Source organism: Pseudomonas sp. P4_D7 (genome assembly GCF_056401755.1).
In genome coordinates, this window is the sequence record NZ_JBFUIR010000003.1 from 23638 (window position 1) to 49934 (window position 26297).

The window sequence follows — 26297 nt, forward strand, 5'->3', positions numbered from 1 at the left end:
TGTGGGAGCGAGCCTGCTCGCGAAAGCGTTAGGTCAGGCAATACTTGCATCGACTGACACGCCGCCTTCGCGAGCAGGCTCGCTCCCACATTGGGATTTGTGTTGGCTAGAAAACTCCTTGCGTGCAGCAAAAGGAACAAGCAATGAACGATCAACACTGGGGCCCATCCATCAGTGCAGACATCGTGGTCATCGGCGGCGGTACGGCCGGTATCGGTTTTGTCGCCAGCCTGCTCAAGCGTGACCCTGCGCTGAAAATTACCGTGATCGAACCGAGCGCCCAGCATTACTACCAACCGGCGTGGACGCTGGTCGGCGGTGGCGCCTACGACGTCAAAGACACCGTCCGGCCGATGAACAAGGTCATGCCCCGGCAAGCGAACTGGCTGCAAGCGGCGGTCACCGCAATCGACCCGGACCAACGCCAACTCACCCTCAACGATCAACGCACGGTCCGCTATCAGAACCTGATCGTCTGCCCCGGCCTGCGCCTGGCCTGGGAGAAGATCGAAGGCTTGCAAGAGAGCCTCGGCCAGCACGGCGTCACCTCCAATTACAGCTATCAGCACGCGCAGTACACCTGGGATCAGGTGCAGAAACTGCGCGGCGGCAAAGCGCTGTTCACCCAGCCGGCGATGCCGATCAAATGCGCCGGAGCGCCGCAAAAAGCGCTGTACCTGTCCTGCGATCACTGGCGCAAAACCGCCGTGTTGAACAACATCCATGTCGAATTCAATCTTGCGGGTGCGGCGCTGTTCGGCGTGGCGACGTTTGTGCCGCCGTTGATGAAGTACATCGAGAAATACAACGCGCAATTGGCCTTTAACTCGAATCTGGTCAAGGTCGATGGTCCGGCGAAAACCGCCTGGTTCGAGATCAAGGACGCCGACGGCAACGTCAGCCGCGTAGCGAAATCCTTCGATCTGTTGCACGTGGTACCGCCGCAGGTGTCGCCGGATTTCATCGCGCAAAGTCCTTTGGCCGACGCGGCCGGCTGGTGTGAAGTCAATCCGCACAGCCTGCAGCACCCGCGTTATCCCGAGGTGTTTGCACTCGGTGACATCTGCGGCACTAGCAATGCGAAAACCGCCGCAGCAGTGCGTAAACAAGTGGTGGTGGTCGCGGAAAACCTGCTCGCCCAGCGCAAGCATCAACCGCTGCCGCTGAGGTACGACGGTTACGGTTCCTGCCCGCTGACGGTGGAGAAGGGCAAGGTGATTCTTGCCGAGTTCGGTTATGCCGGTAAGTTGCTGCCGACCTTCCCGATGGACCCGACCGTGGCGCGGCGCTCGGCGTGGTTGCTCAAGGCGACGCTGCTGCCGTGGTTCTACTGGAACGGCATGCTCAAGGGGCGCGAGTGGCTGACCGGCCTGTCCAAAGTCGACTGAGAGAACATCCTATGTTGCTGGCGAGCCTGTTTGGTGTGGTGATGGGGTTGGTGCTCGGTTTGACCGGGGCTGGCGGTGGGATTCTCGCTGTTCCGGCGCTGGTCCTCGGCCTCGGTTGGACGATGACCCAGGCAGCGCCGGTGGCGTTGTTTGCGGTGGGCAGTGCGGCGGCGGTCGGGGCTATCGACGGTTTGCGTCATGGCCTGGTGCGCTATCGTGCGGCGTTGTTGATTGCCGCGCTCGGCGCAGTGTTTTCGCCGTTGGGGATCTACTTCGCGCACCAGTTGCCGGAGAAAATCCTGATGATCCTGTTCAGTCTGCTGATGGTCATGGTCGCCTGGCGCATGCTGCGCCGCGAGCATCAGCAGGAAGGGCCGAGTGATCATGGTCACGCCAGTTGGGGCCAGAAGAATTGCATGCTCAATGCCGAAACCGGGCGCTTCGACTGGACCGCCAAATGCACCGCAACATTGGCGGCGTTGGGCGCGATTACCGGGGTGGTGTCCGGTTTGCTTGGGGTCGGTGGCGGCTTCTTGATCGTGCCGGCGTTCAAGCAACTGACTGACGTGCAGATGCGCGGGATTGTCGCGACGTCGTTGATGGTGATCAGTCTGATCTCGGCGATCGGGGTGATCGGCTCGTTTCACGCCGGTGTACGGATTGACGGGCAGGGTGCGGCATTTATCGTTGCCAGCATCATCGGCATGATCATCGGCCGTAAGCTCTGTGCGCGGGTGCCGGCGCGGGCGTTGCAGGTGGGATTTGCCAGTGTCTGTCTGGTGGTGGCGGGGTATATGTTGTTGCGGGCTTAAAGCAAAAAATCGCAGCCCGTGAGGGCTGCGATCCATTAACCGCTTACAACACCAGATGCGGCAACCACAGCGAAATCGCCGGCACGTAGGTCACCAGAAGCAACACCAGGAACAGCACCGCATAAAACGGCAGCAGCGCTTTCACAGTGCTCTCGATACTGACCTTGCCCACCGCCGAACCGACAAACAACACCGCGCCCACCGGCGGTGTTATCAGCCCGATCCCGAGGTTGACCAGCATGATCATGCCGAACTGCACCGGATCCACACCGATACCGAGAATCACCGGCATCAGGATCGGCGTCAGGATCAGGATCAGCGGCGCCATGTCCATCACCGTGCCGAGCAACAGCAGCATGACGTTGATGCACATCAGGATCACGTAGCGGTTGTCCGACAGGGTCAGGAACAGCGTGGTGATCTTCGCCGGGATCTGCATCAGGGTCATGATGTAGCCGAAGCTCGCAGCGAAACCGATCAGGATCATCACGATCGAAATCGTCCGCACGGTGCGGTGCATCAGTTTCGGCAGTTCACTCCATTTGTAGTCGCGGTAAATGAACATGGTGACGAAGAATGACCACAGCACGGCAATCGCCGCCGATTCGGTCGCGGTGAAGATCCCCGAGAGGATGCCGCCGAGGATGATCACCATCGCCATCATGCCCCAGAGGGCCTCGCCGACGATTTTCAACGCCTGGCGCATCGGGATGACTTCACCTTTGGGGTAGTTGCGCTTTTTCGCGAAGATCAGGCACAGCACCATCAGGCAGGCGCTCATCATCAAGCCCGGCACGATGCCGGCCATGAACAGCGAGGCAATCGAAACAGTACCGCCGGCGGCCAGGGAGTAGAGCACCGAGTTATGGCTTGGCGGAGTCAGCAGGGCTTGCACCGAGCCGCTGACGGTCACGGCAGTGGAGAAATCCCGTGGATAGCCCTTGCGTTCCATTTCCGGAATCAGCACCGAACCCACCGACGCGGTGTCGGCCACTGACGACCCGGAGATCGCGCCGAAAAAGGTCGAGGCGACAATGTTGACCAGTGACAGGCCACCGCGGACAAAACCCACCAGTACCCCGGCACACGCCACCAACCGGCGAGACATGCCGCCCTCGGCCATGATCGCACCGGCCAGCACGAAGAAAGGAATGGCCAGTAGCGAGAATTTGTTCACTCCTGACGCGACCTGGATCATCACCGCCTGGAACGGGATGTCGATCCACCATGCACCGATCAGCGCGGCGGCGCCCAGCGCGTAGGCGACGGGCATGCCGATCAGGATCAATACGATAAAACTGCCCAGCAGTATCAAAGCGTCCATTAAGCGGCACCTTCACTTTCTTCCACCAGGTCGAACTGCACGACCCGCCGTTTGCTCTGATCACCGAGCAAGAGTTTTTCCAGCACGAAAACCAGCGTCAGCAAGCCGCCCACGGGAATGGGCAAGTAGGTCACGCCAACCCGCAGATCGGGCAGGGCTGCCATGAACTGGTTCCAGGTGGACATGCACAGCTTGGCGCCCCAGATCGTCATGAAAATGCAGATCGACGCCATGAGCAGTTGGGAAAAAATCGACGCCGCGTTTCTCAACTGCGGCGGCATGCGGTCGGTGAGCATGGCCACGGCCATGTGCGCACCGGCGCGGTAACTGGCGGCAGCGCCGATGAAGGTAAACACCATCATCAACAGAATCGCCGTAGGCTCGGGCCAGCTCGAGCCGGTGCCCAGCACGTAGCGGGCGAACACGCCCCAGGGAATCATCAGGGAGATCGCCAGAACGGAAAGGCCGGCGACCCAGATGCACGTCATGTAGATCTTGTCGTTGATACGCAGCAGTAGATTCTTCATCGGGTTCCACCGTAACCCGGCGCGCCGCAGTCATCGGGCGCACCGGGCCTTGTTCATGAGGACGGAGCGGGAGACGTTACTGAACGGCTTCGATTTTCTTGATCAGGTCGGCGTACTTCGCGCCGTACTTTTCCCGCACCGGTGCGGTGGCGTCGTAGAAGGGTTTCTTGTCGACCTCGATGAACTCGACGCCGGCGGCCTTGAGTTTTTCTTCACTGGCAGCGGACTTCTTGTCCCACAGCACGCGCTCTTCGGCCTGGGCAGCCTTGGCGGCGGTCTTGACCAGCGTCTGCTGATCCGGGGTCAGTTTTTCCCAAGTGATTTTCGACATCACGATCGGCTCTGGCAGGATCAGGTGTCCGGTGAGGCTGTAGTACTTCGCGTTCTGGAAGTGGTTATGTTCGAGCAGGGTTGGCGGGTTGTTTTCCGCGCCGTCGATGACGCCGGTCTGCAAGGCGCTGAAGATCTCGCCAGTGTCCATGGCGATGCCGTTACCGCCCATGGCGTTCATCATGTCGATGAACATCGGGTTGCCTTGCACGCGGATTTTCATGCCCTTGAGGTCTTCGAGCTTGCGCACCGGTTTCTTGGTGTAGATGTTGCGCGTGCCGCCGTCCATCCAGGCCAGGGCCACCAAGCCGAATTCGGAGTTGGTGATTTTGTCGAGGATTTCGTCGCCCACCGGGCCGTCGATGACGTTACGCATGTGTTGATGGTCGCGGAAGATGAACGGCATGTTGAACACGTTCACGTCCGGTACCACCGGGCCGACGATACCCAGGCTGACGCGAGACAGCTGTACTGCGCCGACCTGCATCTGCTCGATGACTTCCTTTTCGGAACCCAGCACACCGCCCGGGAAGTACTGAAAGGTCAGTTCGCCGTTGGTTTCCTTGGTCAGGGTCTTGCCCATGTTTTCTTCGGCCACCACGGTTGGATAACCGGCGGGATGAATGTCAGCGAATTTGAGTTGCAGGGCCTGAGCGGCGCCAGTGAAGGTAAACATCAGCGGGAGTGCAGCGGCCAGCAAGGTGCGTTTGAAGTTCATGGGGGTGAGTCTCCAGTCTTGTTATTGTTGTGTTCAAGGCGCAGCGGTGCAGCAGAGGGGTTTAAAGCAAATCGTTGAACAAGGGTTCCGCAAGGCCTTTGACGTTGGGGTTCAGGGCGAATACGCCACCGGCCAGAGAGTGCGGATCGTGGTCGTCGCCGGGACGAATCGAGGTGACGAACAAAGTGTCCATGCGGCTGCCGCCGAAGGCACACATGGTCGGTTTTTTCACCGGCACGGCCAACGAGAAGTCGAGTCGACCGTCCGGGGCGAAGCGGTGAATCAGGGCGGCGTCGTTGGCGCAGATCCAGTAAAAACCTTCAGCATCCACGGCAGCGCCATCGGGCCGCCCGGGAAAGTGGTTCATGTCGACGAACACACGACGGTTCGATGGCGTGCCGGTATCGGTGTCGTAATCGAACGCCCAGATCAGTTGCACGTCGGGGTGCGAATCGGACAGGTACATCGTCGTGCCGTCAGGGCTGAAACCGAGGCCGTTGGGCACGATGAAACCGTCGAGCTGCGCTGCGATCACGCCAGACTGCCCGGCGCTGTAACGATAGAGCCGGCCTTCAGGCGCACTCAGGCTCATGTCCAGCACCATGCTGCCGGCCCAGAAACGGCCCTGTCGGTCGCAGCGACCATCGTTGAGGCGCATGTCTTCGCGGCGGTGCTCGACGCTGGCCAGCCGTTCGCTGTCGAGGCTGCCGTCGCTGTGCGGGTGCAGATGAAAAAAGCCGCTCTCCATACCGGCAACCCAGCCGCCATTGCTGTGACGGGCGATGCAGGCGAGCATTTCCGGGGTTTTCCAGGCATGCACGTGGCCGGTATCGGCGCTCCAGCGCTGCAGCCCGCCGTTGGCAATATCCACCCAATACAGCGCGTTTTCCTGCGGCACCCAGACCGGGCTTTCGCCCACGGCGTTGCGGGCATCGACGATCAATTCGGCTTGCATACTCATTCCTTCGCGTCGTTGTCAGGGTGATCAGTCGCCGAACGGACCTGCGGCAACAAACGCGCCGCCCTGATAGATCCGTGCCGGGTCATCGGCAGCCGGCATGGGCTGCGCCTCGACTTTTTCGCGGAACACTTCGGAGCTGTCCCTTGCTTCAAAACCGAGGTGACTGGCGAATTTGTTGTCCCACCAGACGTCCTTGTTGGCGGACATGCCGTAGACCACGGTGTGGCCAACGTTCGGCGTGTACAGCGCGCGTTCGAGCAATTGCGTGAGGTCGTCGAAACTCAGCCAGGTGTGCATCATTCGGCGGTTCTGCGGCTCGGGGAACGAGGAGCCGATGCGGATGCTGACGGTCTCGATGCCGTAGCGATCGAAGTAGAAACTGGCCATGTCTTCGCCGTAGGACTTGGACAGTCCGTAGTAGCCATCGGGACGGCGCGCGGAGCTGGCGTCGAGCGGCTCGTCCTGTTTGTAGAAGCCGATGACGTGGTTGGAGCTGGCGAAGATCACCCGCTTCACGCCATGCCGGCGCGCTGCTTCGTAGATGTGAAACACGCCGCAGATGTTGGCGCCGAGGATTTCTTCGAAGGGCCGCTCGACGGAGACGCCGCCGAAATGCAGGATCGCATCGACGCCTTCGACCAGTTGATGCACGGCGTGTTTGTCGGCCAGATCGCAAGGGACGATTTCTTCGCGATCATCGACGGCCGGGGCAATGGCGGCAATGTCCGACAGGCGCAGGACATTGGCATAAGGGCGCATACGTTCGCGCAGAACTTTGCCCAGGCCCCCGGCAGCGCCGGTCAGCAGCAAACGGTTGAACGGGGCGTGGGGAGTAGAGGTAGACGTCATGGCAAGCCCTTACACGTTGTTATTAGGTTTGTTGTAGGTTGTCGTATGACTGCGCTGAAGTATCGGTAGGGTTTCCGGAACTTGTCAACGCGACTTTTGGTGTAAATGACGGAAGGCCCGGTTCCTTTCCCTTCAGCACAATTCCCTCCTTGCAATGCAATCCCCTGTAGGAGTGAGCCTGCTCGCGAYAGCGGTGTGTCGGTTGAGGAAGAGGCGGCTGACACCGTGTAGGCCAGTTCCGACTCGCGCCCCCATTCCTTGCCGTCATTGGTGCTGGCGGTGTGCACGTTGTCGCCGCTGATGTAGCGGTTCATCAGGGTCAGGCCGGGGATGCCGAGGGCGACGAAGTTGTAGTCGTGGCGCAACTGCCAGGAACGTTCCTTGGCGTTGTCATAACTGGCGTTGTAACTATCGTTGGCGAGGGTGCCGCCGCTGGTGCCGTTGACCCGCATCCACGCGTCGTCGCCGCTGAGTTTTTGCAGGCCGACGTAGAAGGTGTTGCCACCGTATTTGGCCGAAAGCAGGGCGAACGCGGTTTTGTTGTCGAGGTCGCCGGCCTGGGCGCTGCCGTCCTCCTTGCCGGTGAAGAAACCGAGGTTGGCGCCCAGGGTCCAGTCGCCCAACGGCTGGCTGTGGCTGAGGTTGAAATACTGCTGCTGGTAGATGTCGCTGAGTTCGGCGTACCACACGCCGACCAGGGTGCGCTTGTCGTTGAAGGTATATTCGCCGCCGCCGAAGTTGAAGCGGTCGGAAGTGAACGCGCCACGGCCGTTCATTGACATGTCTTCCATGCTCGCATCGTTGCGCGGGCTGTTGCCACGGAACTGGCCACCGTAAACGGTCAGGCCGTTGATCTCGGTGGACGTGATCTGCCCGCCGCGAAAGGTTTGCGGCAGCGAGCGGCCATCGTCAGAGCGCAGGATCGGCAGCACCGGCATCCATTCGCCGACCTTCAATTCAGTCTTCGAGACTTTGGCCTTCAACGCCACGCCGAGCCGTCCGAAATTGTCGGCCGGACGCCCGTCATCGTGGATCGGCAACAGTTGCGTACCGCCCGTACCTTTGCCGCCATCGAGCTTCTGCGAATACATCCCCAGCACATCGAGGCCGAAGCCGACGGTGCCCTGAGTGAAGCCGGATTTGGCGTCGAGGATGAAGTTCTGCGTCCATTCCTCAGCCTTGCCTTGTGGGTAGGCAGGGTTGACGAAGTTGCGGTTGAAGTAGGCGTTGCGCAGATTCAGCGTGGCTTTGCTGTCTTCAAGAAAGCCTTCGGCATTGGCGCTCATCGGCAAGGCCAAGGCCAGGCTGCTGCAACCGATCAGGCCAAGGGTGGTGTGCGGGCGCAGCGTGGCAAAGCGGGAAGGGCGGACGAAATTACGGGCGAGTGTGCTCACTGTGACGCTCCCTGTTGCGTTTGTTGTTTTTATTATTTGTCATACGTCGTCGTACAACATGGTTGCGGATATTTCCTAGGTTTTACGGGAATGTCAACAGCAAGTTATACGATGACTCCCGGCCCTCACACAGAACCCTTGTGGGAGCGAGCCTGCTCGCGAATGCGGACTTTCATCCGCCGATGTTGTCGACTGACACACCGCTTTCGCGAGCAAGCTCGCTCCCACAGGGGGAAAAGTGTTTTAGCAATGAATTTGCGGCAAACTTCACCCACCTTCCGCACAAGGCCTTTCCATGGATCACTACGCCCCGCGCAACTGGCAGCCCCACGAAAAGCCCAGTCTGCCCGGTTCCCCCTCGACGCCGTTGCACTCCAACCCCAAGCGCCTGGCCTATGCGCTGGTCGGCGTACTGGTGGCGGTGACCGGTGGCTTGGGCAACTCGCTGGTGGTGGCTAACCTGCCTTATCTGCAAGGCGCACTCGGCGCGACCACCGCCGAAATGGCCTGGCTGCCGGCGGCGTATGTGATGACCAACGTGTCGATGAACCTGTTGCTGGTGAAGTTTCGTCAGCAGTTCGGTTTGCGTGCATTCACCGAAGTGTTTCTGGTGCTGTATGCGCTGGTGACTTTCGGCCATCTGTTTGTCAACGATCTGAATTCGGCGGTGGCGGTGCGCGCGGCCCACGGCATGGTGGGCGCGGCGCTGAGTTCGCTGGGCCTGTATTACATGGTCCAGGCGTTCCCGGCGAAGTGGCGGTTGAAGGCACTGGTGCTCGGTCTCGGCACCTCGCAACTGGCCTTGCCATTGGCGCGTTTATTTTCCGAAGACTTGCTGCAGATCGCCGAATGGCGCGGCTTGTATTTGTTCGAACTGGGCATGGCACTGCTGTCGCTGGGCTGCGTATTGATGCTCAAGTTGCCGCCGGGCGACCGCTTCAAAACCTTCGAAAAACTCGACTTTCTCACCTTCGCCATTCTCGCCACTGGTGTGGCGCTACTGTGTGCGGTGTTGTCGCTGGGGCGGATTGACTGGTGGCTGGAGGCCAACTGGATCGGCTACGCGCTGGCTGCCTCGATTGCTTTGATCCTCGCCGGTCTGGCCATCGAACATAACCGTAGCAACCCGCTGCTGATGACCCGCTGGCTTGGCAGCGGGACGATGATCCGCCTGGCGCTGGCGGTGACCCTGATTCGCATGGTCACCTCGGAGCAGTCCACCGGTGCGGTCGGTTTCATGCAGAACCTGAACATGGGCTACGAGCAGTTGCACAGCCTCTACGTGGTGATGCTGATCGGCAGTGTCGCGGGGCTGTTGACCAGCGCGTTGACCATCGACCCCAAACACCTGCTGATGCCGCTGATTATCTCGCTGGCACTGATGGCCACCGGGTCGGTGATGGACAGTTTTTCCAACAACCTGACCCGTCCGGAAAACCTCTACTTCAGCCAGTTTCTGCTGGCGTTCGGCAGTACGTTTTTCCTCGGCCCGACCATGGTTTTCGGTACGCGCAACGTGCTGACCAATCCGCGCAATCTGGTGAGTTTTTCCGTGTTGTTCGGGATCTGCAACAACCTCGGCGGCCTGCTCGGTGCGGCGCTGCTGGGCACTTTTCAGATCGTCCGGGAAAAATTTCATTCCAGTCACATCGTTGAACACCTGACGCTGTCTGACCCCTTGGTGGCCGCGCGCGTGCAGAGCGGCGGTTCGGCGTATGGCTCGTTGCTGGCCGACCCGAGTCTGCGCAACCTGGCGGGGATTCGCAGCCTGGCCAACGCCGCCACCCGTGAGGCCAATGTGCTGGCCTACAACGATGTGTTCATGTTGATCGCCGTGATTGCGGTGCTGACCATGATCTGGCTGTCCATTCGTGCGCTGTGGCTGATGAGCACCACCAAAGCCGTCGCCCCAGCGCCATCCACACCTTCGAGCGGTGCCACTTCTTCATGACCGAACCGACCACCACAACCACCAACGCCATTGCCGCCACGCCTGAGGGTGTGGCGCCGCCGTCATCGCCGAACACCGAGCCGCGCTCGCTGCGGGTGCGGATCATTTCTTCGCTGGGCTTTGCCGCGGTTGCCATCGTCGGCGTGTTGATCGTTTTGTATGCCTGGCAATTGCCGCCGTTCAGCAGTGCGGTCGAAACCACCGAAAACGCCCTGATTCGTGGGCAGGTGACGATCATCGGCCCGCAACTCGCCGGTTATGTTTACGWGGTGCCGGTGCAGGATTTCCAGTACGTGAAGGCCGGGGATTTGCTGGTGCGTCTGGACGACCGCATCTATCAGCAGCGACTCGACCAGTCACTGGCGCAACTGGCGGTGCAGAAAGCCGCGTTGGCCAATGTGGTGCAGCAACGCAACAGCGCCGAGGCGACGATCAAATTGCGTCAGGCGGCGCAGGCCGACAGCGAAGCGCAGTTGCGCAAGAGTGAAGCGGATCTGCGGCGGAATCAGGAATTGGTACGCGACGGTTCGGTGTCCAAGCGCGAGATGGACGTCGCGCTGGCGGCGAATGCGCAAAGCATTGCGGCGGTCGCGCAAGCCAAGGCCAATCTGGAAATCGCCCGTCAGGATCTGCAAACAGTGATCGTCAATCGTGGCTCGCTGGAGGCGGCCGTGGCCAGCGCCGAAGCGGCGGTGCAATTGGCGCGGATCGATCTGTCGAATACGCGCATCGTCGCCCCGCGTGATGGCCAGCTCGGGCAGATCGGCGTGCGCCTCGGTGCTTACGTCAACTCCGGAGCGCAGTTGATGGCGTTGGTGCCAAACCAGAAATGGGTGATCGCCAACATGAAAGAAACCCAGATGGATAACGTGCGCGTCGGGCAACCGGTGCGCTTCACCGTCGATGCGCTGAATCACCGCCGATTCACCGGGCATGTGCAGCATATTTCGCCGGGGACGGGCTCGGAATTTGCCCTGTTGCAGGCGGACAACGCCACCGGCAACTTCGTCAAAATTGCTCAGCGGGTGCCGGTGCGGATCACCATCGATCCGGATCAGCAGGAAGAGGAGCGGTTGCGGCCGGGGATGTCGGTGGTGGTCAGCATCGACACCGCAGCGGGCGACACCCAGCCCCACTGACACAATGCATAACCCTGTGGGAGCGAGCTTGCTCGCGAAAGCGATGTATCAGTCACATTTTTTTATCTGACACACCGCTTTCGCGAGCAAGCTCGCTCCCACAGTTGAACGGTGTTTATCCTGTGATCATCGGGGGTAGGGTGCCGAGCAGCGAGACCGCCGCAACCGCGCCAATGCCGAGCAACCACTCCAGCAGCACACTGCGCTTGAGCGTGCCCATCCGCTGCTCGCAATCATCAATCCGCAAACGATTGAACAGCGCCAAGCCAAGCATGCCCAGCACGATCAGCGCCTTGATCAACAGAATCAACGCAAACCCGCTGAACAACGGCGTCGGCCACCACTGGCCGGTCAGCACGCGCACATTGATCAATCCCGTCAGCAGCAGCCCCGCGACCAGCGCATAACCGACACCGCTGAAACGCCGCAACACTTCACGCATCGGTTCCGTCGGCTGACGCAGAATCATCACCAGCAACAACAAACCACCCAGCCACGCCGCCACGCAGGTCAGATGCACGATCTGGTTGAGAATCAGCAATTGCCCACTCAACCCGTCGAGCATGGCGCCGTGTCCGACCGGAGCGAGAGTCGCCAGCAGCAAGGCGCTCAAGCCCAGTCGCAACGGCATGCTTGAATGCCAAGGCGTGAACAACAGCGCCAACAGCGCGGCATTGATCAGCAAATGCCAGCGCCATACCTGACCAAAAAACGTATTGCCCAGCACCAGCGCAACCGTGTCCGGGTCAAACGCCGCCGCTGCCGAACCGGCCATGCTCGCGGTGATCAACAGCGCCCAGGCAATCCCGCTGAGCAGTGCCACAGTCGCCAGCCAACGCGCCAGTCGCGCCAGGTGCCGATCCACTTGCGGCGCTTCATCCTTGAGCAGCAACGGCCTGAACAACCAAGCCCCAAACAGCATCAACACCACGATGAAATGCACAAAGCGGCACAGCACCAGCGCTTCACCCATGAATTACTGACTCACCTTGAACTGGTAGGCGCCTTCGCTTTTGTGCGTGTCGACCGACACTGCGTGCCATTCGACTTTGTACTCGCCGGCGCTCAAAGGAGCTGCAGGGGTAACGATCAGGGTTTTCTTGTCGCCCTCGGTGTTCAGCGGTTTGACCGCGACCGGTGCGCCATCGCGAGTCAAGGTGACTTTGGTGAAACTGGCCTCGACACCTTCGGAAAAGGTCAAGCGCAAATCGGCGGGAGCAGCGACGGTGCTGTCGGCCGCCGGGGTCTGGCTTTTCAAGTGGGCGTGGGCAAATACGGCAGATGCCGCGAACAGCGAAGCGAGCAGGGCAGTGGTGGTCAGGACGTTCTTGAACAGCATCGCGGATACCTCTGAGGCAGGATCGAAGAAGCGTCAGTTTAGCCATCCGCTCACACCAGTACGAAGTTTTGTTTGCAGCGGTCGCCCGCAGACCAGAGCGGATGCTAGTCTTGGGCAACGCTGTTGTCAGGGAGCCCTTATGGGCAATCACAAGATCGAGATTCGTCGCAACAACGTCGAGAAAATTCTCCTCGCGGCGGAAAAAGTCTTCGCCGAAAAAGGCTTCGGCGGCACGGCCATGGCCGACATCGCGGCTGAGGTGCAGCTGCCGCGTTCCAATCTGCATTATTACTTCAGCACCAAGAGCGAGCTGTACAGCGCGGTGCTGTTCGATCTGCTGGAAGTATGGAAACAGGATGCGCTGTGCTTTGAGATGTTCGACGATCCGCGCGTGGTGCTGAGCAGCTACATCCGCGCCAAGATGAACCACTCGCGCAGCCGACCGTACGGCTCGAAAGTCTGGGCCAACGAAATCATCCACGGCGCGCCAACGTTGGGCGAGGCGCTGGATGTCAGCCTGTATGACTGGGCGAAGATGAAGGAAGCGAAGATTCGTCAGTGGGTCGAGGACAAGCGGATTCTGCCGGTGGAGCCGTCGAGTTTGCTGTACATGATCTGGGCGTCGACGCAGCACTATGCTGACTTTGATCATCAGGTGAATATTCTGAATGAGCATCAGCCGTTGTCGGACATGCAGTTTGAACGGGCGGTGCAGACGGTGACGAGTGTGATATTGCGTGGGATCGGGTTGGAACCCTAAAAGCAAAAGCCAACCCTCACCCCAGCCCTCTCCCGGAGGGAGAGGGGGCTGACCGAGGTGTCTCTCGAAGTACATCGACCTGAAAAACCGCGTCGATTGTGGATTCAAAGCCGTCCGAGCCTGTGGCTGTTTCGACTATGGATTCAAAGCAAATCGTTCAGGTCGGTGGATTTCTGAAGCATCCCCCAATCAGTCCCCTCTCCCTTTGGGAGAGGGTTAGGGTGAGGGGGCTGTTGGATCAGTCGGCGATCTAGACCGCAACGTGATACGGATTGCGCGGATCATGATTCCAGTCCAGAAACGGCTTCCCAGTCTCCATCGGCACCATCTCGATACAGTCCGCCACCGGACACGTGATCTGACACAGATTGCAGCCCACACACTCCTCATCAATCACTTCATATTTATGCGTACCGTCCGCCTGCTTCAGACTGCTGATCGCCTGGTGTGAAGTGTCCTCGCAAGCAATGTGGCAACGCCCGCACCCAATGCACGCATCCTGATCAATCTTCGCGATCACCTGATAGTTGATGTCGAGGTACTTCCAGTCCGTGGTGTTGCCCACCGCGCGCCCGGAAAACTCGGCGATGCTGGCGTAACCCTGACTGTCCATCCACCGCGACAACCCATCCTTCATCTCCTCGACAATGCGGAACCCATGCAGCATCGCCGCCGTGCACACCTGCACCGCGCCGCTGCCCAGCGCCATGAATTCTGCCGCATCGCGCCAACTGCCGATGCCGCCAATCCCGCAGATCGGCAAGCCCTGGGTCTGCGGGTCGCGGGCGATTTCGGCGACCATGTTCAGCGCAATCGGCTTCACCGCCGAGCCGCAATAACCGCCGTGGGTGCTTTTGCTGCCGACGGTGGGCAGGGCGACCATGTGTTCCAGGTCGACGCTGGTGATCGAGTTGATCGTATTGATCAGCGACACTGCATCGGCACCGCCGCGATGGGCGGCGCGGGCGGCGACGCGGATGTCGGTGATGTTCGGCGTCAGTTTGACGATCACCGGCAGCGAGCAATAGGTTTTGCACCAGCGCGTGACTTGCTCGACATATTCCGGCACCTGACCGACCGCCGCACCCATACCGCGTTCAGGCATGCCGTGCGGGCAGCCGAAATTCAGCTCGATACCGTCAGCGCCGGTGGCTTCCACCAGCGGCAGGATGTGTTTCCACGACTCTTCGACGCACGGCACCATCAGCGAAACGATCAGCGCGCGGTCCGGCCAGTCCTTCTTCACCTGAGTGATTTCGCGCAGGTTGATTTCCAGCGAACGGTCGGTGATCAGCTCGATATTGTTGATGCCCAGCACTTCACGGTTATTGCCGTAGTGCGCCGAGTAACGCGACGACACGTTGACCGCCGCCGGATCCTCTCCGAGGGTTTTCCAGACCACGCCACCCCAGCCCGCTTCGAAGGCGCGGACCACGTTGTAAGCTTTGTCGGTCGGTGGCGCAGAGGCCAGCCAGAACGGATTCGGCGCTTTGATGCCAGCGAAGACAATCGACAGATCGGCCATTTACGCAGCCTCCACGTTAAGCATCAGTTGAGCATTGATCGCCTCGGCGGCGCGTTTGCCGTGCTGCACGGCTTGCACGGTGAGGTCCTGATCGAGGCTGGTGCAGTCGCCGCCGGCATACACGCCGGGGATGCTGGTGCGCAGGTTTTCATCAACGTAGATGCGTTCGCCCTGACGCTTGAGTTCGCGGGCCAACGGGTCGGCGAGGGCGCTGCCGTCGAAGGCCTGACCGATGGCTTTGAAGATCGCGTCGGCGGCCAGTTCGAAGGTCTCGCCGGTGGTTTGCAATCGACCGTCGACCAGATCGGTGCGGGCGAAACGCATGCCGCTCACCTGGCCCTGAGCGTCGAGCAGCACCTCTTCCGGTTGTGCCCAGGTCAGCAGGCGCACCTGATTGGCTTTGGCGATGTCTTGCTCATGGCCGGTGGCGCCCATGTCGGCAGCGCCCCGGCGATACACCAGATTGACGTCGCGAGCCCCGAGGCGAGCCATTTGCACGGCCATGTCGATCGCGGTGTTACCGGCGCCAAGGACGATGCAGCGTTCGGCCAATGGCAATTGCGTGAGGTCATCGGCCTGGCGCAATTCGCGAATGTAGTCGGTGGCAGCGAGCAGGCCCGGCGCATCTTCGTGGGGCAGGCCGAGTTGTTTGCTGGCATTGAGGCCGAGGCCGAGGAACACCGCGTCGAACTGCTGATGCAGTTCGCTGAGGGTCAGATTCTCGCCGAGTTTCTGCCCGTGACGAATCTCGATGCCGCCGATCTGCAGAAGGAAATCCAGTTCCTTCTGCGCGTAGTCGTCGACCAGTTTGTACTTGGCGATTCCGTATTCATTGAGGCCGCCAGCCTTCTCCCGCGCTTCGAAAATCACCACGTCATGACCGTGCATGGCGCTGCGATGCGCACAGGACAAACCGGCCGGCCCGGCACCGACCACGGCGATGCGTTTGCCGGTCGCTGCGGCGCGCTGGAACGGATGTTCGCTGAAGTGCGCGTTGTCCACGGCGTAGCGTTGCAGCAGGCCGATCAGTACCGGCGCGCATTCCTGAGCGTTGTTGCGCACACAGGCTTGTTGGCAAAGGATCTCGGTTGGACAGACCCGCGCGCAACTGCCACCGAGGATGTTCGCCGAGAGGATTTTCTGCGCTGCGCCGGGGACGTTGTCCTGATGAATGTTGCGGATGAACGACGGGATGTCGATCTCGCTGGGGCACGCATTGACGCACGGCGCGTCGTAGCAATACAGACAGCGCGAGGCTTCCAGATGCGCCTGCCGGTCATTGAGCGGCGGCGCCAGATCGGTGAAATGCCCGGCGAGGGCGGCCGCGCTTTCGTGCGGGTGGGGGAGATGGTGCAGGGTCTCGATCACGGTTTTGTGCCTCACGGTTATTTGAGGTTCTCTGCCTCTGTCGGGCAGTGGTTTTTGTGGCGTTCGGGATGGCCTCTTCGCGAGCAAGCTCGCTCCCACATTTGGAATGCATTCCCCTGTGGGAGCGAGCTTGCTCGCGAAGGCCGAAGGCCTGGATTTCAGCGTTTCACAGCAGTGGGCCGGTGCAGCTCAGCCCGCTTGCTCAGCAAATCAAACACCGCCGGATACGCCGGCCGTTCGATATACCGCCCGGCCCCACGCTCCGCACGCAGGTCGCCATCGGCCCAGACCACCCGGCCCTGGCTGACGGTATGGCTCGGCACGCCGCGCACGGTCTTGCCTTCGAAGATGTTGAAGTCCACCTGCTGATGGTGGGTCTTGGCGGAAATGGTCCGGCTGCCTTGCGGATCCCACAGCACCAGATCGGCATCGGCGCCGACGCGAATCGCACCTTTGCGCGGATAGAGATTGAAGATCTTTGCGGTGTTGGTGGAGGTGAGAGCGACGAAATCCTGCATCGACAAACGACCACTGTTGACGCCTTCGTCCCACAGCACCGCCATGCGATCTTCGATACCCGCCGTACCGTTGGGGATCTTGCTGAAGTCATCACGGCCGGCGGCTTTTTGCTCGGCGCAGAAGCAGCAGTGGTCAGTCGCGGTGGTGTGCAGATTGCCGTTTTGTAGTCCGTGCCACAGCGCCTCTTGATGGCCGCGCGGACGGAACGGCGGGCTCATCACGTAACCCGCAGCGGTCTGCCAGTCCGGGTGTTGATAGACGCTGTCGTCGAGCAACAAATGCCCGGCCAGCACTTCGCCGTACACCGGTTGGCCCTTGCTGCGCGCATAAGTGATTTCGTCGAGGGCTTCCTTGGTCGAAACGTGCACCAGATACAACGGCGTGCCGATGGTTTCAGCAATACGAATCGCCCGGCTCGCCGCTTCACCTTCAACCTGCGACGGCCGCGACAGCGGATGCGCCTCCGGCCCGGTGATGCCCTGCGCCATCAACTTGCGTTGCAAGTGATAAACCAGCTCGCCGTTTTCCGCGTGCACGGTCGGCACCGCGCCGAGTTCCAGGCAGCGCTCGAAACTCGCCACCAGCGTGTCGTCGGCGGCCATGATTGCGTTCTTGTAAGCCATGAAGTGCTTGAAACTGTTGATCCCGTGATGGCTGACCAGCTCGGCCATTTCCTCACGCACCTGCTCGCTCCACCAGGTGATCGCGACGTGGAAGCCATAGTCGGAAGCCGACTTTTCCGCCCAGCCGCGCCACTGATGAAAGGCCTCCATCAGCGACTGCTGCGGATTGGGAATTACAAAGTCGATGATCGACGTGGTGCCGCCGGCCAGACCGGCCGCCGTGCCGCTATAGAAATCTTCGCTGGCCACGGTGCCCATGAACGGTAGTTGCATGTGCGTGTGCGGATCGATGCCGCCAGGCATCAGGTATTGACCACTGCCGTCGAGCACTTCGGCGCCGGCGGGAATATCAAGGTTTTCACCGATGGCTTTGATCACGCCGTCGGCGCAATAGACGTCGGCGCGATAACTTTCATCATGGGTAACAACGGTGGCGCCACGGATCAACAGAGACATTCCGAGTTCCTCGCAGGCATTGACCGACTTGTGCCGGTTCTAGATGTTTTATTGATGTACGGCGATGCAGGGCGTATTCCTGTCAGCGCTGTCAGGAATAGAAACTAGTCGCAGATTTGCAATAGAGCAAGATTATTTTTTATAAGCTTATGACTGTTTTAAGTGTATGAAAAATAACGATAAAAAACGTAAATCACCAAAATGGTGAGGCTGTTCACCATTTTGACGCACTTGACAGGATGGAAATATGAGCAAGATTTCCTATGTGAAATCAGCCGCTTGAAGTTGAGCTGCGGCTGCTCGCTCACGATGAAAATAAATGCAGTGCACCAGTTTGAGTCCTGTCTGTTCGGACAACTTGCCAAGTGTTTAGCCTGAGCGCCCAGACAAGTTTCCGTGAACTCACCCGGTGAATAATTAAAACTGATGAATATCAGAAAGTTGCAAAGCGTTTGACCCTCGGCCCGATGCGTAAGCGGGGCACCCGGCACGTTTATTGATGCCGCCGCTGACACCTTGGCCGGTGCACGAAAGTTGTCAGTTCCTCCGGCCATCGTCCGGCTCGCACCCGCGTGTGCCAGCCGCCTGATGAGCAAAAAATAATCAGAAGAACAGTGGAGCGGCCATGCAACAGATCAGATCGCAAGTGACCGAGCGCGACGGCTTGTTTGAGCTCGAAGCCGGCAGCGACGTCCTCGACAGTCCCCGTTACAACCACGATATGGCACCGACCAAGGTGCATGAACGAACCTGGAACAAATGGCACATCACCGCGCTGTGGGTCGGCATGTCGATCTGCGTGCCGACTTATACCCTCGGTGGCGTGCTCACGGCGTACTTCGGCTTGAGCGTCGGTGAAGCGCTGCTGGCGATTCTGTTCGCCAACATCATCGTGCTGATTCCGCTGACACTTAACGCTTTCCCCGGCACCAAATACGGCATTCCGTTTCCGGTGTTGCTGCGCTCGTCGTTCGGCATTCTCGGTTCCAACGTGCCGTGTCTGATTCGTGCGTTGGTGGCGTGTGGCTGGTTCGGTATTCAAACGATGTTTGGCGGGTTGGCGATTCACCTGTTTCTCGGCTCGGTGTTCGAGGGCTGGAAATCCCTCGGCGGCACGGGGGAGGTGATTGGCTTCATGGTGTTCTGGGCGCTGAACCTGTGGGTGGTGATTCGCGGCGCTGAGTCGATCAAGTGGCTGGAAACCTTGTCGGCGCCGTTGCTGGTGGCGGTCGGCATCGGTCTGCTGGTGTGGGCGATGCCCAATGTGTCGATGACAGAGTTGATGGCGATCCCGGCCAAACGCCCCGAAGGTGCCAGCGTCTACGGCTACTTCGCCGCCGGACTGACGGCGATGGTCGGCTTCTGGGCGACATTATCGCTGAACATTCCCGACTTCAGCCGTTACGCCAAGAGCCAAAAGGATCAGATTCTCGGGCAGATCATCGGCCTGCCGCTGACCATGTTCCTGTTCGCTGCGCTGGGTGTGGTGATGACTGCCGCGTCGGTGAAACTGGTCGGTGTGACGGTGTCCGATCCGGTGACGCTGATCGGCCATATCCAAAGTCCGGTATGGGTCGCGGTGGCGATGGCACTGATCATCATCGCCACGCTATCGACCAACACTGCCGCGAACATCGTTTCGCCAACCAACGACTTTCAGAACATCGCGCCCAAGGTGATCAACCGCACCAAAGCGGTGTTGCTGACCGGGTTGGTCGGGCTGTTGCTGATGGGGCATGAACTGCTGAAAAAACTCGGCTGGATCGTTTCCGAGGTCAGTCTGGAAAGTGTCTATTCCAATTGGCTGCTCGGTTATTCGAGCCTGCTCGGACCGATCGCCGGGATCATGGTGGTGGACTATTTCCTGATCAAGAAACAGCAATTGGACCTCGCCGGGTTGTACCGCGACGACGTCTATCCAGCGTGGAACTGGGCCGGTTTTGTTGCCTTTGGCGTACCGGTGGTGTTGACCGTGATGTCGCTGGGCAGCGATGCGTTCAGCTGGTTTTACAGCTATGGCTGGTTCACCGGTTCGGCGCTGGGCGGGATTATTTATTACGGGTTGTGCGTGATGCGTGCTAGTCCGTCAGTAGTGAAATCTGCGGTGTGAATGCAGCCCTCTTCGCGAGCAAGCTCGCTCCCACATGTGAACGCATTMCAAATGTGGGAGCGAGCTTGCTCGCGAAGGCGGCCTGACTTACGGCAGAGATTTATCTGAAGAAACTCATAAGAAAAGCAGCCTGAGGAGATCCCCATGAACGCAGCCGTAGACGTTCTGCAATCGAGCCATCAGCACATCAACCGCGACCGCCTGTGGGCCTCGCTCATGGAACTGGCCAAACTCGGCGCGACGGTCAAGGGCGGGGTCTGTCGCCTGGCCCTGACCGATCTCGACCGCCAGGCCCGCGACCTGTTTGTGCAATGGTGCAAGGACGCCGGATGCAGCGTCACGGTCGATGCCGTCGGCAACATTTTCGCCCGTCGCCCAGGACGCAATCCCGACCTGCCGCCAGTGATGACCGGCAGCCACATCGACACCCAACCGACTGGCGGCAAGTTCGACGGCTGCTTCGGCGTACTCGCCGGCGTCGAAGTCCTGCGCACGCTCAACGACCTCGGCGTCGAAACTGAAGCGCCGCTGGAAGTGGTGGTCTGGACCAACGAAGAAGGCTCGCGCTTCGCCCCGTGCATGATGGGCTCCGGGGTGTTCGCCGAGAAATTCACCCTCGAAGAAACCCTCGCCAAAGTCGATGCCGATGGCGTCACCGTCGGTGAAGCGCTGAACGCCATTGGCTATGCCGGTGCGCGTAAAGTCAGCGGGCATAAGGTCGGCGCCTATTTCGAGGCGCACATCGAACAAGGCCCGATCCTCGAAGACGAACAGAAAACCATCGGCGTCGTGCTGGGCGCGTTGGGGCAGAAGTGGTTCGACCTCAAGCTGCGCGGCGTCGAAGCCCATGCTGGTCCAACGCCGATGCACTTGCGTAAAGACGCGCTGGTCGGCGCCTCGGTGATCGTCGGTGCGGTCAACCGCGCCGCCCTCGGCCATCAACCCCATGCCTGTGGCACCGTCGGTTGCCTGCAAGCCTATCCCGGCTCGCGCAACGTCATTCCCGGCGAAGTGCGCATGACTCTCGATTTCCGTCACCTGGAACCGGCGCGCCTCGACTCGATGATTGCCGAAGTGAAGCACGTCATCGACGCCACTTGCGAAGAACATGGCCTGACTTACGAACTGACCCCGACTGCCGATTTCCCGCCGCTGTACTTCGAAAAGGGCTGCGTGGAAGCGGTGCGCGGCGCAGCGAAAGGGCTGGGTTTGTCGAATATGGACATCGTCAGTGGCGCCGGACATGACGCGATTTTCCTCGCCGAACTCGGCCCGGCCGGAATGATCTTCGTGCCGTGCGAAGGCGGCATCAGCCACAACGAAATCGAGAACGCCGCGCCGGATGATCTGGCGGCGGGGTGTGCGGTGTTATTGCGGGCGATGCTGGCGGCTTCGGCGATGGTCGCGGGAGGGCAGCGGGCGGCTTGAAGATGAAAAGATCGCAGCCTTGCAGCAGCTGTCGAGTGTAACGAGGCTGCGATCTTTTCCTGTCACCCAAACGTCACAAACCTGTGCGATGTTGCCGGCCCATGAAAATCATCACCTCCGGCGCGTCCTATCTGGACATTGACGCCTACGCCTGCTGCATTGCCTATGCCGAATTGCTCAACCTGCAAGGCATTCCCGCCCGCGCCGTCAGCAGCGCGCCTGCCAACGCCAGCGTTTCGCCAAGCGTGCTCGGCTGGGGCGCGGCGTTTCACGACTACCAGCCGACATCGGACGATGAGTTTGTCTTGGTCGATGTCTCGGACTATCACCATTTCGACCCGTTGGTGGTGCTTGAACGGGTGGTGGAGGTCATCGACCATCATCCAGGCTACGAAAACTATTGGCAGCAGAAGCTTGGATCTGCTGCCGATATCCGCCCGATCGGCGCCGCAGCGACTCAGGTTTTTCAGCGCTGGCAGGCGGCCGGTGTGCTGCCGCAGATCAGCGTGCAAAGTGCCGCTTTGCTGGCCACCGCGATTCTCGACAACACGCAGAATTTCACCGGGCAGATGACCACGCCAGCGGACATCGAGGCTTACGCCGACCTCGCTTCACGGGCAAAACTGCCGGCAGACTGGCCTCGGCAATATTTTCTCGAGTGCCAGGCCAACATCGAGTCGAACCTTGCCGCTGCATTGGCAGCCGACTCGAAACGGATGAAACCCGAGAGCAACCTGCCATGCTTTTTCGCGCAAATGACTGTTTGGGATGCCGACACCTTGCTGCAAAAGCACCGGCCGATGATCAATTGCTGGATGGCAGAGCAGGGCGATGACTGGCTGCTGAATGTGATCAGTATCCGCGACCGCGAAAGCTGCTTTCTGGCGCCAGCCGAGGTCAGCCAGCAAAAGCTCAGTCGCTTGTTGCCACTCGACTGGCATGGCGGATTGGCCGTGCGCGCACCCTCAATGCTGCGCAAGGAACTGTTGAAATTGGCACTGGACGCTGGCAGTCACTGCGCACCAAACACCATCGTCCAGTAAACCCCTTCATCACTGCGCGCTTCACTGGCAAACCCGGCACCGACCTGGGTAAACATCGGGTTCATCAGGTTGGCGCAGTGCCCGGGGCTGGCCAGCCATCCGGCCATGGCTTTGCCCGGTGAACTCTGTCCGGCGGCGATGTTTTCACCGATTTGCCGACCGCGATAGCCGGCTGCACGGGCGCGATCGGCAGGCAGGTCGCCGTCCGGATCGCGGTGGGCGAAGTAGTTGCCGTAAGCCATGGCTTTGCTGTGCCCCTGCGCGGCTGCGCCCAGTGCTGCGTTCCAGCTCAACGGCCGGGCGGCGGCGAAGCGCTGGCGTCCGCACATCCGTGGCCGGGCGCGCGCGGCATTGACCTCAGCGAGCAAAGCCTTGCCGACGCTGCGGTTATCGCCAACGCGGCTGTCGAGCACCGGTTGCGCCAACACCACTTGCCATTCATTACGCGAACGACTGATGCCGATGTCGGCGTAGCTCGCATCCAGCAGCGCGGCGCAGTGTTCGTCTTGCAGCAAGTCGAAGGCCTCTTCGGCGTCCTCGGCCCCAATCACGCGAATACTGCGCACCGCGATGGCGGAATAACCGGACGACTTCAGCGCTTCACGCATGCCGCCGGCGTAGCGATACCCGATCGGCAAAGCCAGGTTCGACTTCAGCGCCAACGGCGCCAGGCGTTGTGCCGGGCGTCGATCACAACGTTGTGGATGGGCGCGATAGTCGTTGATGGCGGCCACCAGTTGCCGCTCGGCACCGGCATGGGCGGTTTCCGCGAACAGCGGCGAAAGGATCAGCAGGCACAGCGAAACGAAGCGAGACGAACGAACGGCGTGGCGCATGAGACGGGCAGCTCTGAAGAGGGACAGCGCAAAAGTTGAGTGAGCCGCAGAAAGCGGCGCGAGTAGGACTGGAGAATCGGGACTTGGTTCACCGATTCAAAACGTCCCCCATCCACTGCAAATACTGCGCACGATCCGAGATCGAGTTATGCCCCGAATCCGGCACCACCCGGAGCACCGCCACGCCTTGCGGGAAATTCTCCAGCAAACGCTGGGTGCTGGCGCGCGGAATCACCTCGTCATCACTGGCCGCGAGCAACAACGTCGGCACGCGGATATGCGCGGCGTACTTGCCGGATTCAAATCGGTCCTTGAGCAACCACTGCACCGGCACCCACGGATACTGGCGCGCCGCGATTTCTTCGAGGCTGTTGTAAGGCGTCACCAGAATCAGCTGTTGCACCGGCCGTTGACTGGCCAGACGCACGGCGACGCCGGAACCGAGGCTGCGCCCGACCACGGCCACCTGCGGATGACTGGCGTAGACCTGATCGAACAGCGCCAGCGCATCCTCAGCAATCGCCGCCTCCGACGGTGAACCGCCGCTGCCACCGAAACCGCGGTAGTTCAGCAGATACACCGCGTATTCGGGAAACGCCTCGGTAAACTCCGGCAGATTGCGCGACACGTCCTCGGCATTGCCGCCGAAATAGATCAGCGCCCGTGGCCCGACACGCTCGCGGGTGATCACTGAAACCCGCGCGTCCGGCATCGACAGGATCAGTTGTGAGTCGCTGCCGCTGACGGCATTGGGCTGCGGAAAATAGATCAGCGAGCGCTGAAAAAAGAACAGCGCCGCGCACAGCACCAGGTACACGGCAACGATCAATGCGACGAGTGGCATCAGGGTTCGGGACATTCGGCTACTTTTAACGGTGTGTGAAGGATCGCTGTCGCAGTGTAGTTCAGCCCTGCCACCGGGCCGCTCGCACACACAACAGGCAACAGATCCACGCAGCAGGGGAACCAGCATGAGCCACACTGAGGGTTACTCCCGTCGCCGATTGCTCACGCTGGCTGCCGGGGTTTCGGCGGTCTTCACCTTTGATCGGGCGCTGGCCACAACCACCACGTCCACGACCACCGGAGGCCAAACCATGCAGACCCGTGCCATCCCGTCCAGTGCCGAGTCGCTGCCCATCGTGGGCCTGGGCACCTATCGCGGCTTTGACGTCGCGCCCGGTGACCCGGCCTATCGGCAATTGCCGGCGGTGCTCGATGAGCTGTTCAAAAAGGGCGGCACGCTAATCGACAGTTCACCGATGTATGGCCGCGCCGAACAGACTGCCGGTGAGCTGCTGTCGATCCACGAACCGCGTTCGCCAGCGTTTCTGGCGACCAAGGTGTGGACGCGCGGGCGCAAGGAAGGCATCGCGCAGATGGAACAGTCGTTCAGCCTGCTACGCACCGAGCGCATCGATCTGATGCAGATCCACAACCTGCTCGACTGGCAAACCCACCTGCCGACCCTGCGTGAATGGAAAGCCCAGGGGCGCATCCGTTACATCGGCATCACCCATTACACGCCCTCGGCCTATGAGGAAGTCGAATCGGTGTTGAAGGCCGAACAACTGGACTTTCTGCAAATCAATTACGCCCTCGATGACCGAGGCGTGGAGAAACGTATTTTGCCTTTGTGCCGCGAGCGCGGCGTCGCGGTGATCTGTAATCGACCGTTCGGCGGCGGCGGTCTGCTCGCGCGGCTCAAAGGCAAACCGTTGCCGGGCTGGGTGTCGGATGTGCAGGTCAACAGCTGGGCACAATTGGCGTTGAAGTTTCTGCTCTCGCATTCGGCGGTGACTTGCGTGATCCCGGGCACGGGCAATCCGCGCTATATGGCCGATAACGCCAAGGCCGGGTTCGGGCCGATGCTCACCGATGCGCAACGGCATCAGTTGATTGCGTTAGCAGCGGGATAATCGATCTCGTAGACGGCGCTTAACCGCGATAGCGCAACGCCTCCAGCAACAATGCAAACGCCGGCGCCGCCTGACGTCGGCTCGGGTAGTAGAGGTGATAACCGGCAAACGTCGGGCACCACTCGTCCAGCACTTGCAGTAAACGGCCGTCGGCCAGATACGGCGCGACGATGTTCTCCGGGATGTAGCTCAGGCCAAAACCGTCCAGCGCAGCGTCGAGCAACGGGTAGACGCCGTTCAGGGTGATCTGCCCGGAGACCCGCACTTTCAGGCTTTCGCCATCCTTCTCGAATTCCCAACTGTACAGCCCGCCATTGGTCGGCAGGCGCAGGTTGTTGCAGGCGTGGTCGGTCAGGTCGCGGGGTGTTTGCGGCGGGGGCCGTTTGGCGAAATAGGCGGGTGAACCGACCACCGCCATGCGCATGTCGGGGCCGATGCGGGTGGCGATCATGCCTTGCGCGACGTCTTCACCCAGGCGCACGCCAGCGTCGAAACCCTGGCCGGCGATGTCGACGAAACCATAATCGCAGCAGACCTCGATGGATATGTCCGGGTACTGCGGCAGAAAATCCTTGAGCACCGGGCGCAGCAACCAGTTCAGCGAGTGATCGGTGGCGCTGATGCGGATCTTCCCCGCCGGGGTGTCGCGCAGGTTGCTCAGCGCCGCCAGTTCCAGTTCGATTTCTTCGAAGCGCGGGCCGATGGTTTGCAGGAGGTGTTCGCCGGCTTCGGTGGGCGAGACGCTGCGAGTCGTGCGGGTCAGCAAGCGCAGGCCTAAACGCGCTTCAAGCGCGCGAATCGTGTGACTGAGCGCCGATTGCGAAACGCCGAGTTTGGCCGCCGCTTTGGTGAAACTGCGCTCGCGGGCGACGGCGAGGAAGGCGAGCAGGTCGGTGGCATTTTCACGCAGCATTGATGAGGGTCCTGCATAAGTTTTTTCGAATTCTAGTCGATTATCTGAAGAGTTGGTGCCGTTAG

At 60.5% G+C, this 26297-nt stretch carries 23 protein-coding genes; 9 read left to right on the top strand and 14 right to left on the bottom strand.

Annotated elements, in window-relative coordinates; translation table 11 throughout:
- Positions 1-143: 143 nt before the first annotated feature.
- Together AC1DVF_RS03240 and AC1DVF_RS03245 are read left to right on the top strand one after the other, a co-directional pair.
- Positions 144-1388: an NAD(P)/FAD-dependent oxidoreductase gene (locus AC1DVF_RS03240; RefSeq protein ID WP_477781991.1), complete on the top strand. Its 1245-nt coding sequence runs from the start codon at positions 144-146 to the stop codon at positions 1386-1388.
- Positions 1389-1399: 11 nt separating this feature from the next.
- Positions 1400-2200, top strand: coding sequence for a sulfite exporter TauE/SafE family protein (locus AC1DVF_RS03245; protein ID WP_477781992.1), 801 nt, complete (start codon positions 1400-1402; stop codon positions 2198-2200).
- Between the two features lie 43 nt (positions 2201-2243).
- On the opposite strand, the gene AC1DVF_RS03250 is transcribed toward AC1DVF_RS03245, so the two are convergent.
- The 6 genes from AC1DVF_RS03250 to AC1DVF_RS03275 all read right to left on the bottom strand — a co-directional run bounded on the left by AC1DVF_RS03250 (position 2244) and on the right by AC1DVF_RS03275 (position 8303).
- Positions 2244-3524 carry a TRAP transporter large permease gene (locus tag AC1DVF_RS03250; protein ID WP_016986826.1) on the bottom strand — a complete coding sequence of 427 codons (1281 nt, stop codon included), beginning with the start codon at positions 3522-3524 and terminating at the stop codon, positions 2244-2246.
- Positions 3524-4051 carry a TRAP transporter small permease gene (locus AC1DVF_RS03255; RefSeq protein WP_093440938.1) on the bottom strand — a complete coding sequence of 176 codons (528 nt, stop codon included), beginning with the start codon at positions 4049-4051 and terminating at the stop codon, positions 3524-3526. The genes AC1DVF_RS03250 and AC1DVF_RS03255 overlap by 1 nt, the downstream gene beginning before the upstream one ends.
- A gap of 76 nt (positions 4052-4127) precedes the next feature.
- Complete coding sequence (locus AC1DVF_RS03260) at positions 4128-5099, bottom strand: TRAP transporter substrate-binding protein (protein WP_460129196.1); 972 nt, start codon at positions 5097-5099, stop codon at positions 4128-4130.
- A 61-nt stretch (positions 5100-5160) separates the two neighbouring features.
- On the bottom strand, positions 5161-6054 hold the full coding sequence (locus AC1DVF_RS03265; protein ID WP_477781993.1) for an SMP-30/gluconolactonase/LRE family protein: 894 nt from the start codon (positions 6052-6054) through the stop codon (positions 5161-5163).
- A gap of 30 nt (positions 6055-6084) precedes the next feature.
- Positions 6085-6909, bottom strand: a complete 825-nt coding sequence (locus AC1DVF_RS03270) for an NAD-dependent epimerase/dehydratase family protein (protein WP_460129192.1) — start codon at positions 6907-6909, stop codon at positions 6085-6087.
- Positions 6906-8303, bottom strand: a complete 1398-nt coding sequence (locus tag AC1DVF_RS03275; RefSeq protein ID WP_477781994.1) for an OprD family porin — start codon at positions 8301-8303, stop codon at positions 6906-6908. The genes AC1DVF_RS03270 and AC1DVF_RS03275 overlap by 4 nt, the downstream gene beginning before the upstream one ends.
- Before the next feature lie 295 nt (positions 8304-8598).
- Between AC1DVF_RS03275 and AC1DVF_RS03280 the strand changes: the two genes are divergently transcribed.
- Both AC1DVF_RS03280 and AC1DVF_RS03285 read left to right on the top strand, forming a co-directional pair.
- Positions 8599-10254, top strand: a complete 1656-nt coding sequence (locus AC1DVF_RS03280; protein ID WP_093440914.1) for an MFS transporter — start codon at positions 8599-8601, stop codon at positions 10252-10254.
- Positions 10251-11393, top strand: a complete 1143-nt coding sequence (locus AC1DVF_RS03285; protein ID WP_477781995.1) for an HlyD family secretion protein — start codon at positions 10251-10253, stop codon at positions 11391-11393. The genes AC1DVF_RS03280 and AC1DVF_RS03285 overlap by 4 nt, the downstream gene beginning before the upstream one ends.
- Before the next feature lie 115 nt (positions 11394-11508).
- On the opposite strand, the gene copD is transcribed toward AC1DVF_RS03285, so the two are convergent.
- Together copD and copC are read right to left on the bottom strand one after the other, a co-directional pair.
- The gene (copD, locus tag AC1DVF_RS03290; protein ID WP_460091328.1) at positions 11509-12366 is read right to left on the bottom strand and encodes a copper homeostasis membrane protein CopD; all 858 of its coding nucleotides are present in this window, start codon (positions 12364-12366) and stop codon (positions 11509-11511) included.
- Between the two features lie 3 nt (positions 12367-12369).
- Positions 12370-12732 carry a copper homeostasis periplasmic binding protein CopC gene (gene copC, locus AC1DVF_RS03295; RefSeq protein WP_477781996.1) on the bottom strand — a complete coding sequence of 121 codons (363 nt, stop codon included), beginning with the start codon at positions 12730-12732 and terminating at the stop codon, positions 12370-12372.
- 139 nt (positions 12733-12871) lie between these two features.
- Here copC and AC1DVF_RS03300 point away from each other — a divergent pair, with 139 nt between their 5' ends.
- Complete coding sequence (locus AC1DVF_RS03300; RefSeq protein ID WP_007919317.1) at positions 12872-13492, top strand: TetR/AcrR family transcriptional regulator; 621 nt, start codon at positions 12872-12874, stop codon at positions 13490-13492.
- A gap of 250 nt (positions 13493-13742) precedes the next feature.
- Here AC1DVF_RS03300 and preA read toward each other — a convergent pair whose 3' ends face one another.
- From preA to hydA, 3 genes are all read right to left on the bottom strand, one after another.
- Complete coding sequence (gene preA, locus AC1DVF_RS03305; RefSeq protein WP_093440896.1) at positions 13743-15017, bottom strand: NAD-dependent dihydropyrimidine dehydrogenase subunit PreA; 1275 nt, start codon at positions 15015-15017, stop codon at positions 13743-13745.
- Positions 15018-16385 (bottom strand): NAD(P)-dependent oxidoreductase, encoded by a 1368-nt coding sequence (locus AC1DVF_RS03310; protein ID WP_477781997.1) that lies wholly within the window; start codon positions 16383-16385, stop codon positions 15018-15020.
- Positions 16386-16543: 158 nt separating this feature from the next.
- Entirely contained in the window at positions 16544-17983 is a 1440-nt protein-coding gene (gene hydA, locus AC1DVF_RS03315; RefSeq protein ID WP_477781998.1) for a dihydropyrimidinase, read from the bottom strand.
- Positions 17984-18608: 625 nt separating this feature from the next.
- Between hydA and AC1DVF_RS03320 the strand changes: the two genes are divergently transcribed.
- From AC1DVF_RS03320 to AC1DVF_RS03330, 3 genes are all read left to right on the top strand, one after another.
- Entirely contained in the window at positions 18609-20093 is a 1485-nt protein-coding gene (locus AC1DVF_RS03320; protein WP_175553932.1) for an NCS1 family nucleobase:cation symporter-1, read from the top strand.
- A 144-nt stretch (positions 20094-20237) separates the two neighbouring features.
- Positions 20238-21521, top strand: coding sequence for a Zn-dependent hydrolase (locus tag AC1DVF_RS03325; protein ID WP_477781999.1), 1284 nt, complete (start codon positions 20238-20240; stop codon positions 21519-21521).
- Positions 21522-21622: 101 nt separating this feature from the next.
- Positions 21623-22564 carry a DHH family phosphoesterase gene (locus tag AC1DVF_RS03330; protein ID WP_477782000.1) on the top strand — a complete coding sequence of 314 codons (942 nt, stop codon included), beginning with the start codon at positions 21623-21625 and terminating at the stop codon, positions 22562-22564.
- Here the strand turns inward: AC1DVF_RS03330 and AC1DVF_RS03335 are convergent.
- Complete coding sequence (locus AC1DVF_RS03335) at positions 22534-23400, bottom strand: CAP domain-containing protein (RefSeq protein WP_186624590.1); 867 nt, start codon at positions 23398-23400, stop codon at positions 22534-22536. The two genes, AC1DVF_RS03330 and AC1DVF_RS03335, sit on opposite strands and share 31 nt — an antisense overlap.
- 88 nt (positions 23401-23488) lie before the next feature.
- The gene (locus AC1DVF_RS03340) at positions 23489-24259 is read right to left on the bottom strand and encodes an alpha/beta hydrolase (protein ID WP_460129181.1); all 771 of its coding nucleotides are present in this window, start codon (positions 24257-24259) and stop codon (positions 23489-23491) included.
- 112 nt (positions 24260-24371) lie between these two features.
- Here AC1DVF_RS03340 and AC1DVF_RS03345 point away from each other — a divergent pair, with 112 nt between their 5' ends.
- Positions 24372-25319, top strand: coding sequence for an aldo/keto reductase (locus AC1DVF_RS03345; RefSeq protein ID WP_177413081.1), 948 nt, complete (start codon positions 24372-24374; stop codon positions 25317-25319).
- 19 nt (positions 25320-25338) lie between these two features.
- Here the strand turns inward: AC1DVF_RS03345 and AC1DVF_RS03350 are convergent, their stop codons facing one another.
- Positions 25339-26232, bottom strand: a complete 894-nt coding sequence (locus tag AC1DVF_RS03350) for a LysR family transcriptional regulator (RefSeq protein WP_460091317.1) — start codon at positions 26230-26232, stop codon at positions 25339-25341.
- Positions 26233-26297 lie beyond the last annotated feature (65 nt).